This window comes from Enterococcus sp. R12, assembly GCF_058135755.1.
In genome coordinates, this window is sequence record NZ_CM176874.1 from 2,677,627 (window position 1) to 2,690,683 (window position 13,057).

The 13,057-nt window shown below is 35.8% G+C and carries 8 protein-coding genes and 1 pseudogene; 1 reads left to right on the top strand and 8 read right to left on the bottom strand.

Translation table 11 applies throughout. The annotated features are described in order from the left end of the window. Positions 1-3 precede the first annotated feature (3 nt). The 8 genes and pseudogenes from ACTW1R_RS12445 to ACTW1R_RS12480 all read right to left on the bottom strand — a co-directional run bounded on the left by ACTW1R_RS12445 (position 4) and on the right by ACTW1R_RS12480 (position 12,082). On the bottom strand, positions 4-756 hold the full coding sequence (locus tag ACTW1R_RS12445) for an alpha/beta hydrolase (RefSeq protein ID WP_005228701.1): 753 nt from the start codon (positions 754-756) through the stop codon (positions 4-6). A 123-nt stretch (positions 757-879) separates the two neighbouring features. Further along, positions 880-1,116: a preprotein translocase subunit SecG gene (gene secG / locus ACTW1R_RS12450; protein ID WP_005228700.1), complete on the bottom strand. Its 237-nt coding sequence runs from the start codon at positions 1,114-1,116 to the stop codon at positions 880-882. Positions 1,117-1,272: 156 nt separating this feature from the next. Next, complete coding sequence (locus ACTW1R_RS12455) at positions 1,273-1,545, bottom strand: GNAT family N-acetyltransferase (RefSeq protein ID WP_015510184.1); 273 nt, start codon at positions 1,543-1,545, stop codon at positions 1,273-1,275. Positions 1,546-1,562: 17 nt separating this feature from the next. After that, entirely contained in the window at positions 1,563-2,519 is a 957-nt protein-coding gene (locus tag ACTW1R_RS12460; protein ID WP_074536102.1) for an alpha/beta hydrolase, read from the bottom strand. Positions 2,520-2,657: 138 nt separating this feature from the next. Continuing rightward, positions 2,658-5,933 (bottom strand): Cna B-type domain-containing protein, encoded by a 3,276-nt coding sequence (locus ACTW1R_RS12465; RefSeq protein ID WP_271812971.1) that lies wholly within the window; start codon positions 5,931-5,933, stop codon positions 2,658-2,660. A gap of 527 nt (positions 5,934-6,460) precedes the next feature. Next, positions 6,461-6,568: pseudogene (locus ACTW1R_RS12470) on the bottom strand (hypothetical protein); the annotation flags it as partial. 979 nt (positions 6,569-7,547) lie between these two features. After that, positions 7,548-10,172, bottom strand: a complete 2,625-nt coding sequence (locus ACTW1R_RS12475; RefSeq protein ID WP_270289861.1) for a DEAD/DEAH box helicase family protein — start codon at positions 10,170-10,172, stop codon at positions 7,548-7,550. Continuing rightward, complete coding sequence (locus ACTW1R_RS12480; protein ID WP_115232656.1) at positions 10,172-12,082, bottom strand: site-specific DNA-methyltransferase; 1,911 nt, start codon at positions 12,080-12,082, stop codon at positions 10,172-10,174. Before ACTW1R_RS12480 ends, ACTW1R_RS12475 begins: the two co-directional genes overlap by 1 nt. 115 nt (positions 12,083-12,197) lie before the next feature. Between ACTW1R_RS12480 and ACTW1R_RS12485 the strand changes: the two genes are divergently transcribed. Then, positions 12,198-12,977 (top strand): hypothetical protein, encoded by a 780-nt coding sequence (locus ACTW1R_RS12485; RefSeq protein WP_271814025.1) that lies wholly within the window; start codon positions 12,198-12,200, stop codon positions 12,975-12,977. The last annotated feature ends 80 nt before the right edge of the window (positions 12,978-13,057 follow it).

Below are 13,057 nucleotides of genomic sequence, written 5' to 3' on the forward strand. Positions count from 1 at the left end.
AACTCACTCTTTCCAAGCAAGTGTTTCTAAGAAAGCAAACACATCCTGCTCTAATTTTTTCCGTTCTGGTCCAACTGTCACCACATGACCACTTTGAGGATACCATTGAAGCGTATAGGGAACATGGGACAATGCCGCTGCGGTTTTGAAAACCGTCTGTGGATCGATCATTTGGTCCCTTCCTGCTTGCGCCAGGAAGATTGGGCGCTCGATTTTTCCTAAATGCTCAGCTGTGGTTTGTCCGACTGTTTCGATTCCTTGCAGTTGTTCTCTGACCTTACGAGGGACTTTTGCCAATATTTCTTTTTGGGTCGCCTCATCTAAATCAGCGTAGGGTATGACCATTTCAGCATACTTTTCAAAATTGACTGGTACTTCGTTCTTGGTTTCAAATAACGGTGAGCAAAAAAGACCGCCGCCCATCAATGTTGGGTCTTGCGTCAAACGATCCATCGCTAAAATCCCACCCATCGAAAGTCCAAGAACGGCAACTTCCTCATAGCCTTTTTCTTTCACATAAGCAACTGCATCCGCAGCATCCTGCTGCCAAACAGTCATTCCTTGATTTAAGATATCATCTGGATTCGGTGTACCATGTCCAGTAAACATCGGTGTATAAACCGTGTAGTCTTTTTGTTCTAACGAACGACAAAGCATGCGCACATCGTTAGGACTGCCTGAATAGGCATGGAACAAAATGACCGCTCGTTTGCCGTGTTCAGCAAAAACCGGTTTTGGTTGATTAAATGTTTTCATGTTTCCTTTCACCTCACGTCCAATTCTACCATAGTTAGCAAGAATACTTCGACAAATGCGATCAAAATCTTCCCGTTAAAAAGAAAAAAACCTCTCTTTACGAGAGGTTCGCTAACAAAGTGATTAGTTTGATGAAAGAAAAGCCAAAATAAAGAGCAAGACCATCCAAACAAAACCTAAAATGGCCGTTGAACGCTGCATCACCGCTTCAAATCCACGGGCTTTTTGCTTACCAAACAATTGATCTGCACCGCCGGTAAAGGCACTAGCTGCACTATTTTGCTTGCTAGGCTGCATCATGATCGTAATGACCATTAAAATCGAAATAACGATCACAGCAGTTAATAAGATGTTATACACGTTAGCTCCTCCTTGCTTGCTAAAGTCGTCCTTTCCATTTTAGCATTTTCCGCTGGAAATTACTACTCTCTTTTTGTCATTGACCGTTGCAGGACGGTTTAAAAAAAAGACTGTCCTTTCTGACAGCCTTTTTCTCATAGATCACTTTCGTTCAAATCAGCGAACGAGTACGTCATCGTATTCTGGTTTTTCTTTGAACTCTTTGACCGCAAAGGAGCAGACAGGCATAATTTTTTTCTCTTCCCGTCTTGCTTTTTCAACAACCGCTTTGAGTAATTTTTGCGCCAATTGCTGGCCGCGATAATCAGGGTTGACGAAGGTGTGGTCTACTTCTAGAACATCATCTGGCGTTTCTTGCCATGTGATTTCTCCCACCTCTTTTTCTCCATCATACAAAGCAAAACGTTTATTTTCTTCTTTGATTTCCATTGCTTTCTTCCTTTCTATCAGACGATGTCTGTATTTTGTTTGATATTCTCAATGAATTGCAAAACGGTTGGCCAATATTCTGGTGCATCTTTCACTGCCTGTAAATGTCCCATATTCGCAAAGAGGACTTTTTGTTTCGGTCCAGCCGTTGCTTCCATTAAGGTATTGATCTCTTTTTCCGAAAGAAACGAATCTTTTTCTCCTTGTAAAAACAGCACAGGTAAATGGTTGCTGCCGACTTGTCGGGTCACCGAGATCTGCAAGAAGGGATAACCGACTAATTGTTTGCTATAGCGATTCGCTAAGCGCAAAAAGCGTTTGATCGGTAACCGAGAAAATTGCGGCAAGCTTGATCGGATCGCACTGTAAACGGACGTATAGCTGCTGTCTGAGATCAACCCAGCCACTTGCACCGGCATGACTTCTCCACTAGCCAGCAGCAAGGTCGCAGCCCCCATTCCTAAACCATAGAGGAAGATTTGTGTTTGTGGGTCTTTTTCCAAAATCTTATCGATCCACAAAAGCAGATCCATCCGATCTAGCCACCCTAAGCCGATCTCTTTGCCTTCACTGCGACCATGTGCACGTAAATCAGGAACCAAAACATTGTAACCAGCAGACCAGAATTTCTCGGCTGCTTCTTGACAATCTGCTTGCCCATCACTGCGATACCCATGCAAGCAGATCACCCACGTTTTTGCACACTGATCAAAGACTTCCGCTGTTAGGATCAGATCATCGGCGGTCGTTACCGTACATTCCGAACCTTGTGTCCAAAAAGCCGAACTCTTTGTTGCGATCCGCTCTTTGTATGGAATCCCCAGTTTCTTTCTGCCTTCTTTTTCATACCATTCATTGTTTCGCATAATGATCGCCGAAACAAAATAGCGTACGCCCTTTTTCAAAACAGACGTGCGATATACATAGTACACCAAAAAACCAAAAATAAGCAGTAGTAGCAATAGCCAAACCATAGGATCCCCCCTTCATTTTAGTTTACCATTTACAATGGATTTCAGCCAAAGTTTTGTCGCACGTCTTAAATAAGTCCTATACTTTAAAAAAACTTTGCCCTGACTTCTAGCAGAGAAGCAGGACAAAGTTTTAATTGGTTAACTATGTTTTCGTCGATAAAGTATGCCAACGCTTGTAACGAGTAAAATACTTCCAAGGATACTCCACTCATAAGAAGAGCGCTCGTTTGTCTTAGGCAATCGTTTTTCAGTAGTCGCATGGTTTGCGTCATTCTTGTTATCATCTTCCGATTGTTTAGAAGTATCTGGCTTTTTAGGTGACAACGGGACCTGCGGCTTTTTAGGATCACTCGGTGTTTTTGGTGTCTCTGGCCCTGTATAAGTGTTGACTAAGTTATAGCCATTTATTTTGGTGGTGTAATCTGGAACTTTTCCTTCTTGGATCGTGTAGGTATAGGCTTTTCCTTCGGCATCGTATTTTGGCAGCTTATCAAAGCGATAGGTCCAGTTGCCTTTTTTATCTGCTTTTACGATTTGATCGTCGATTTCCTTATCATTTTGCATCAGCTTGACAGTGATGCTTTCAGGACGGGTATTGAACTTGTTGTCGTTGTCATTCCAAGTTTTTCTGCCTGAAACTGTGGTTGTTTCCGTATTGACTAGGTCATAGCCGTTTACTTCACTGATATATCCAGAAACGGTTTCTTCTTGAATCGTGTAGACATAGGCTTTTCCCTTGGAGTCATACTTAGGCAGATTCTCGAAGTGATAAGTCCAGTTCCCTTCTTTATCGGCTTTTACGATTTGATTGTCGATCTTTTTACCATTTTGCATCAATTCCACAGTGATACTTTCTGGTCGGATGTTGAGCTGATTGTTGTTATCATTCCATGTTTTCGTACCTGAAACTGTTGTTGTTTCCGTATTGCGGTACGTATTGACTAGATCATAACCGTTGATTTCACTGGTGTATCCTGGAACATTTTCTTCTTGGATCGTGTAGGTATAGGCTTTTCCTTCGGCATCGTATTTTGGCAGCTTATCAAAGCGATAGGTCCAGTTGCCTTTTTTATCGGCTTTTACGATTTTTTCTGCGTATTTTTCGCCGTTTTGCATCAGCTTGACCGTAATGCTTTCTGGGCGTGTGTTGAATTGATTGTCGTTGTCATTCCATGTCTTCGTTCCCGATACTTCTGTCGTTTCAGTGTTACGGTAGGTGTTGACTAGGTCATAGCCATTTACTTTGGTGGTGTATCCTTCAACGGGTGTTTCTTGAATTGCGTAGTCATAGGTCTGACCAGATTCGTCGGTTGTTGGTAGATCGGTAAATTCATAATGCCATTCCCCCTCTTTATTCGGGGTAACCGTTTTTGTTTGGAACACTTCACCGTTTTGCAGTAATTGAACCGTAATGCTTGTCGGACGAGTATTAAATTTGTTGTCATAATCGTCCCACGTTTTGGTTCCGCTGACTGTCGTTGTATCAAGAGACAGCAGGTGATTCATTGCAGCTAGTTTGATTATCGGTACAACTGTTTCATTGGCTTGAAGATCCCAGCGATGGGTTTCCGCATTGACCAACACCGTATCAGCAATGATACTGCCGTCAACATTTTGGTGGACATCAACTGTATCACCAACAGCCAAAATCGTTCCTTGGAAGGGACTATTAATCGAAAGCTTTTGATTTTCTGGCTGATTAATAAAATTCCACAGGATAACGGCATCATCAAAATCTTCTGTTTCATGACTATTGCGCGTCGTGCCATCTGTATATTCTAGTTTGATTTGCGACTTGATATTAACGGTACTTGCTCCTTCGGTATCCACATTGATCAGCACAGGAGTCGTGCCTTTTGTTAGCCCTTTGATGGTAATTGGTGTATCTTTTTCTAATTCTGTTTTTGAAAGAGTAACGACTACCTTTTGATCTTCTTCATCAATAGTGTCTGCCGAAAAGGAAATTGGTTTCTTGTCGATTAGATAACCATCTGGCGCTTCTGTTTCAACAAAGGAATAGTCCCCTTCTGGAAGATCCGTTTCGATTACTTGTCCATCATCATTTGTGACCTCTTCATCAACCTCTTTATGTGTCTTTTTATTTTGAAGTTCGTAAACACCGTCATCAAGCGGGTTTCCTTGTTCATCCGTTAAGGTCAAAACAACCTCTTGCGTATCATTTTCAGCACGGGCGGTATTGATGACCCGCTGATTATTATCAGTAAAGTCTTTGGTTACACCGGGCGTTTGCGGATAGGCTCCTAGCCTTTCTGACGTCGCCTGTAACGTTGAGAATACCTTTTTAAAATCTATATACGGTTCACTTGCGGATTGATCTTGGAAAACTTCGGAAGTTTTCAAGTGATCCATTCTCTGTCCATTTACAAAAACGGCAGGTTGTTGATTTTGATCTGCTAAATCTACTGTGATTGATGGGCCAAAGACAACTTTGTTTTTTCTGCTATCAGTTCCTGACACAAAGGAAGAATTTGCGATCGTATTGACCTTTTGAATATAATTGATTTCTGTTGCCAACGAACCATCCTGAATACTGGTTCCAAAATTGACATTGCCATTTAGTTCTCCCACTGCTAAGTTTCCGTTCGTGTGGGTATTTAGCGTCGCATGGTTAGCAAAAATATGAAAATATTGGGCTTCTCCAAGAAGTGCGTCATCAACTTCTGGCACATCATTTTTAAAGCTGCCGCCACTTGATAGTTGTGAATCTGCTGGCGCACTTACTTGTGTATCAAGCGGTGATTCGATTGCTGTTGATGCGGTAGTTGATTCTGCTTGTGGTTGTGACTCGCTGCTTTTTGTGGCAGGCTGGTTTTCGGAAGCCTCTGTTTGTTCCTGACTGTCAGTAAGCACTGCTTCGGCACTCGTTGCTTCTGTGGATTGATTGTCAGGTAGAACAACTGCTACATCTGTTGTGTTGATAATATCTTCTTTCACTTGTCCATTTTCTTCCTCTGTTTGAAGAAACGCGGATTTGATTGTCAATGTTTCAAGACCTTTTGTCTGAAACGTTAGCGTCATTTGGCTAAAGGAGCTGCTAGTAGTTTCTTCCATCAGCTGCTGTCTTTGCGGATCATATGTAAATGGCGTGCCGTTGCTTTGGATTGATTCCGGCAGAACCGTTCGTTCTCCTTCACTCAAGCTGAATGCCAGTTGATTAGCAGCAGACTGCTGATTCTTTTCTACCTCGATCGTCCAAGTGATTTTTCCTGTCGTAGGATCTGGTAATGAGGTCACTTGCGCTGTTCCTTTTTCATTTTGAAATAGAATTATTTTGGTGTTTCCCTCGGCGTCCGCATGAGCTGTAACGACTGGTAACAATGGTGTCACATAGGACATTACAAGCAAAGACAACATAACAATCGGGTAAGATATTTTTTTCACATAAGTACGCATTTCTCTTCCTCCAAACAACAAATTTTACTCAGGTGATTATCCTAATCGGAAAGAAGAAAAAAAGCAAAGCTAGTAAAATTTCAATTCTGTGAAAAAAGTGAGAGAACCCATTGATACCTGTCTTTTGATTTCAAGTGAATTTGTGAAAATGAAATATTATTTCTTTAAAATCAAAATATAAAAGAATAATACTTTCATAAAAAATAGTCAAAATCGATAAAGATTTTTTTGATCGTGACCAAAGTCTTTTTGTTTCAACTCAACTACCCAAAGCCTTTGCCACGCCTTCAACAAAATTTCACTTGTTAGAAACTATCATTTTGAAAATACCGATGAAAACTTTCATAAAACATCCGTTTATTTTCATTTTATATTAAAAAAATTTTAGCAGATTCTTTAAAACCTTCTGGTTATTTTCTGTCTATTTATAAGATCTCTTAACTTTTATGAAACAAACAACTCTGATGTCGTGGCAGCTGATAAGAATCAGCCGCCCACAGAACATCAGAGCAAATCAATGAAATTGATTATTTATTTTTTAAGTTGTAGAAAGCTTGTAAGCCTTTGTATTCGGCAACTTCACCAAGTTGGTCTTCGATACGTAGTAATTGGTTGTATTTTGCAATACGGTCAGATACCTCAGCCCCCTCGTCTAACTTATTTTACAAGTTAGACGTAGCGATTTGTAAATTCTATTGCGTTTTATTATGCAACAAAACACTGGTATAAAAGCATTTAACCTAAACACTATCTTTTTCTCTATTGTTATCATTGAATGATATAATGAACTTTTAATATTGTAGAGCAATATTGTTAAGTAGAAACGTTTGTGTTTAACAATACCGATTTCATTTTCGGTACGTAAAAATAGGTACACCTAAAAAATATTCCAGTTAGAATAGGCAATGTGATATTTCTGTTCAAAATTAATCTTGAAACGTTTTTAAGTAAAAAGAGACAGAAAAAACCTATCTCTACTATTATGTATTCATTTATTCTGTTTAGATATTCCAATCATTCCTTTAGTCAATCAGTACTTCTTAAAACACATGGATTTTACATATGCAATTAAATAATTCATGAGTTTCTGCTTCAATCGAGTCTAATGGCAGTATTTTATCATCATTTAAATAGTAATCTCTGCTGAAGAATCCTGTTACATAATTAGTAAAAGTATCGTCTATGTTCTTCATAGATACATAGTTACGTGATTAGCTCTAACGTTGAAGCTACCGGTAAAGAATAGTTGGGTAAAATCCCAAAAGCTGTTACTCCATCCGATGGTAATCCCTTTATTAAGCTGTATACTGTTTCGCAATCATATTTTATTTGAAGCAAAGATAAATAATCACTTAACGCTATGTAATTATCTACTATTCCACCACCATTCAGAATATTAAAACCTTTAGTTTTTTATCGACTGAGATACTATTTCATCTTACACTTTAGAAGACAGTTTACTCCCAAATTAAAAGATTATCTGACAAAATTGAAGTACACCAATTCTTAAAATATCACAATAATTATATCAAGAAAGTATCGCAAGAACAAACATAAGTTCGTTTTCGCTCAAATAGAAAGGGAAACACTAGTTAAGTATTTCCCTTTCTGTTTTCAATATTCACTTAGCAACTCAATCTTTCCATCTAATGGTTGACCATCATTTATTTTTTCAGAAAGGTCATCAATAAATACACGTCTATTCTTTTCATTGTAGAACCTTACGCCCATTAATTTTACTGACTCATTTTCACCAATAAGTTCAATATCAGAACCATTTATTGCTTCCAACATTTCCTCTTTCCAAGCATCTTCTTTAACTCTATCTTCACCTTTTGGCTCCATATAAATTTGATAGATAAAATCTTCATTAGATAAATAAAGAATAAAATCAGGCATGAAACCTCTTGGTCCATTAAATTCAGTTAGTTTGAAACGAGTTGCTTTTTCATCGTTCCGAATAAGATAAACATCCTTGTACTTTAATTGTAATTGATGAATAAAGTTTTCCATCAACTGAACCATATTGTATTCCAAATTATTCATGATGGCATCCGTGTAAACAAACCAATCTTTCCCCTTCATAGAGTGCGTATCAATTCTTTGTGTAACATGTTGTCCTGTTTCAAATTTTGGAACAACCACTTCATAATCTTTCAGGGTTTCTTTAATTGCTACAGGTTTAAAGATTTTCAGTCCAATCTCTTTCTTGTAATTTCTACGAATTTTATCTTCACAGTAAGAAAGAAATCTATCGACTATTTCTAACTTTTCTGTCGGAGTCAAGTCTGATACATTTTGGTCTTTAGGTAAAGAAACAGTAATAGAAACACCTTTAAAGTATTGGCTACTATTTAATAACTCATTCATGGATTTTAACATTGGTAAATATTCTTTCAAATTAGAAAAGCGATAAAAAGGATTCCTTTGAATAGCTTTTTTAAAAAATCTCTTATCTACACTTAATGCCTGTTCATGGCGTTCAATTTGTTGATTCTGCTCTTTTTCTTGAAATTTTACTTCTAATGTACTTCCGATATACTCTGTAAGCCATTCATTTGGAATTGTAAACTTTTCCAAAGAAGAATAATCCTCTGGAGTTGTAGGTCTACTTTCATTGACAAATATCTGACCTTCTTTAAATACTTTAGTATTTTTAAAAGCATTCTTTATCTTTGTCGATAAAATACGTACTGTTTCATCATTAGCAGTGATCAAGTTAACTGCATTCATAGATTTTTCAAGATTTGCCAAATAACCTTTTTCATTTATTGTATGATAATGTAATGTTTCTAAGAATCTTAAATCATTGTTAGTATTATCAAATCTTCTTGTATAACTACGTTGTCCATCGTATTCATAAGGATAATACCTTGCACCACGACCAATCAATTGTGCTTCACTATCTGTAGCAGTTCTTGTTGTGCCAGCACCTTCTGAAATACGAACAATATCATAAAGATTTAGGACATCCCAACCTTCATTAAGTTTTGCCACCGCAAAAATTACTCGAATAGGATTATTTACATTTTCTAAGGTATTTAATAGAACTGCATTGTCTACACTTAACATATTTTTTTCATTTGCATTTAGAATGTTTCTTGGTGCAAAATCTTCTTGTATTTCACGAATAATTGAATCTAAGTCTTCTTCTAAATAATAAGTGAACACAATATCTAATGTTGAATTTGGAAGGACACTAGCTTTTCTTTGTTTAATATAACGTGTTAAGTCTTCAACTGAAAAATTTTCTATAATACTATTGAATTCCTGCTGCTTTGTTTCAGAAATTTTGATTTTACTTGATTTAAACATCACAATTGGCTTAAAATAATCTATTCCATTTTCTCTTGCTATAAGTTTCCTAAACTGACTCAAAAGAATAGCATCTTTCATTTTCATTTCATCACTATCAGTTGCTTGTAGACGCAATACATTTTTAGAAAAGCCATCATTCATAAATTGACCTAAATCGTATTTATAGATGATTTTATCGCTGTATTTTTGCGAAATAGTTTTGTCATCCATATTGATTGTTGCAGAAAACTCTAAAAGTTTATTATTGTTTCTTAAATACAACATTTTATTGATAGTGTTCTCCCAAGAAGTCTCTTCTTGCTTTTCCTTTTTGGTAGAAGCATTAAAGTGATGGGCTTCATCACCTAAAATAATAATATCTTCATCTTCTAAATTTTCTAAGGAAATACCGTTTTCCCTTGGTCGAGTCAATTCACCATGTAATTTTTGAATGGTAGACAATTTTAAATAGATAGTATTCTTATCTTTAACAGCTGGGAAATTATCAACAGCTTGAATGATGATTTGTTCTCCATCAACAAAGATACCGTTTGGATTAAATAAATACTTAGTAGAGCTACTATTTAACATGTTTTCTTGTGTTTTTTTGATAATTGCATCCGTATTAACTAGAAAAATAAAATTCTGATAACCCAATTCTTTATATAGGTAGAGCATTAGACTTGCCATCACCATTGTTTTTCCGGAGCCTGTAGCCATGTTAAATAAAAGGTGTTTACGCTGATAACCTGCATCACTAATACCACTTGAATAAAGGTCATCTTGCATCAATTGGAATCGCCTAAATGCTTCTTCTTGATAGAATCGTAGGTCATCTTTCAAATTTGTTTTTACATAATCAGGAACTTCATGAGGATTCATGGTATAAGAAATAGTTCTCATTTCCGTGTCTAACCATTCATAAAGGCGTTCTTTTGCCATTATGCATCACCTCTATTTTCATAAAAACTATGGTTAAATTTTTTGTCATTTTCAGAAATAGTAATATCTTCATCTTCGATTTCAGAGAAATTCACATATAACTGATTTTTATCCAATGCTTTTTTGAAAATTTCTTTTTGTTCTTCAAAACTTAAATCATTAAAAGAAATTGAGCCTTCCACTTCATCTCGTTCTTTTAATAATTCATTAGTCAGCTTCTCTCTGTCTAATTGGAAATTTAAATCTGCATTATTATCTAATTCATTCCACAAATTAATCAATTCCTCTTTAGTAGAAGTTTGATTAATCTTATCTATATATATTTGATTTAGTTCCATAAGTTCAGCATATACAAATGAACCTCCACCTTGCCAATCAACATCCTTAGAGATTCCACCTTGTTCACCATCAATCACTTTTTGAAGTCGAGGAACTGAAACAGTATTGATATAATCCATTTGTTCAATACCAATAAATTTTCTATTCATTTTCATTGCTACTGCTTGAGTAGTTGCTGAACCCATGAAGAAATCTAATACTAAATCATTCTCATTTGACCCTATATGAAGAATTCTTTGAAGTAATCTTTCTGGCTTAGGGGTTGAAAACATTTCATTTGATATTCCCAAAGTACGAGTTTCATTTTTTGCTTCTTGGTTATCTCCAACATCTTCTCTTTTCCAGATAGTAAGAGGTGTAACACCTTGCTTTACTTCAGATAGATATCGTTTCAATTGAGGTGCCCCAGTTCCATCTTTCCCAAAATAGAATCTATTCTCTTCAAGATATCTTTTGGCAGTTTCAAAACTAAATCTATATGCACTACCTTCAGGCGGATAGTATTCAATCCCTGTTTTAGGATTCTTGATCGGAAAAACTCCACTTTGGGAGAAAGTTTTAACTAAAACATTATCAGACCGCCATTTCCCTCTACCATCATTATCGTCGAATTTATAATATTTATTTTGTTTCTCTCCTCTTGGTAATAAATTGGGTCTCCAAATTTCTTTGTTTTTCGCATAAATCATGATAAAGTCATGGCTATCGGATAACCATTTTGAATCATTAGTGGGAGAATATCTTTTTTCCCAGATAACAGTATTTGTAAAATTGTCTCGTCCAAATATCTCATCACATAACACTTTTAAATATGCCTGTTCATCATCATCAATATTAATCCAAATACTACCATCTTCACTTAGTAATTCTCTGGCTATCTCCAAACGGTTTTTCATAAATGTTAGCCACGTTGAATGATTAAATCTGTCATTATATTTAAAAGAATCACCACCAGTATTATACGGTGGGTCAATGTAAATCATTTTGATTTTCCCTTGATATCGTTGCTTCATTGAGTGTAATGCGATTAAATTGTTCCCTTTTATCACTAAGTTTTCTGATTCAGAAATAGTTGAAACTGGTTTTACACCGTCTTTGTTAACTATTTTTGCATCTTTTAAAATCTTTGCATCAAATAAAGTATCAATTTCATCTCTAGCAATTATCTCATTATAAAATATTTCTTCTTTCTTTTGTTCTTCCTTAGTCATGCCTCCCTCTAAAACAGTATCTTTATAAGGAAAATCCAAAACAACATCAGTATTATATTGAATGTATCTTCCAGATGCGGATAATCCAAGTGTATTAGAGTATCTTGTGTAGCTATTTGACCAATAATCTTTATATCTTAATAAGTCTATAAATTCCTCTACTTTAAAAATAGAGGTTTCACCTGCTTGTATACTAAAAACTTCTCGAATTTTCTTATTCTTTAATAAAGCAGAAATTAATAATACATCATAATTTCTCAAATCGTTTATAACCACAGCTCTTTGGAGTTCTTCATCTTGCCAATATTTAGGGTATTCTTTTAAAATTTTCCGAATTTGTTTCATTAGATTTGTATCCATATCGTTAAACTCCCTTTTAACATCAATAAGTATAATTATAGCAAAACTAGCCCCGAAATACACTGGATTAAAAGCATCAACTATTATATAGTTATAGGAAAAAGGAGTTGACTTTATGGATTTATTTTGTCAATACATGTATAACAGTAATTCAAGTTTTTTACCAATATTTGTCAGTAATCCTCCTGGCCCAGCTATTTTAATATGGTCGTGTGAAGATATAACAAAAATCTCTGGTATAACAGTTGTTGAATCAATTGAGTATTCACTTTCTCCAACCGAATATGCAAGAATTTATGACATTCTAAAACATTTTGAAATGTGCAATATTCCTAATTTGTATATAAAATATCCTATGAATATGGAATATTTAATTATCAACGAAACTAACTATGATATTCATGCTGGTGCTCATCTCATTTCTGAAAAATTTGGACTTCCATTAACAACTTCTTTTTTTACAAATGTGAAACCAGTCAACAATTTATCAAAGGTAACAGATTCTTTTCATACTTGGAGTCGATCAACTTTTGATGGTATTAAGGTGAAAAAACAAGACTTGGACATGGTCGTCCTCTCCGAAAAAGATAATAGAATTTCTTGTCTTTTTGAGACTAAAAGAAGTGCTGCTAAGAAAGTTGGTCACTGGACTCCGTACCCTAATGACAAAAATAATTATCTTCAGTTAATGGCAGTCAGCGATATGCTAGGTACGCCCTTCTTTACAGTACACAATGACCACCCGAATACAGATACACCTCTGCGTAACGATTCTTTAGTTGATGTTTTTTCTTATAAGAATAATTCTGGAATGAGTTACGATGAATATGTAAACTCTACAAATCGTTTAATCTTATCTTGTGAAAAGATTCTGAAAAATTTACTTAATAGATAATAAAAAGAGAGATCAGATTTTGGACTTGTTTCTGACATCTCTTTTTATTTTATTATACTCATAGACACTTCACTCTCATT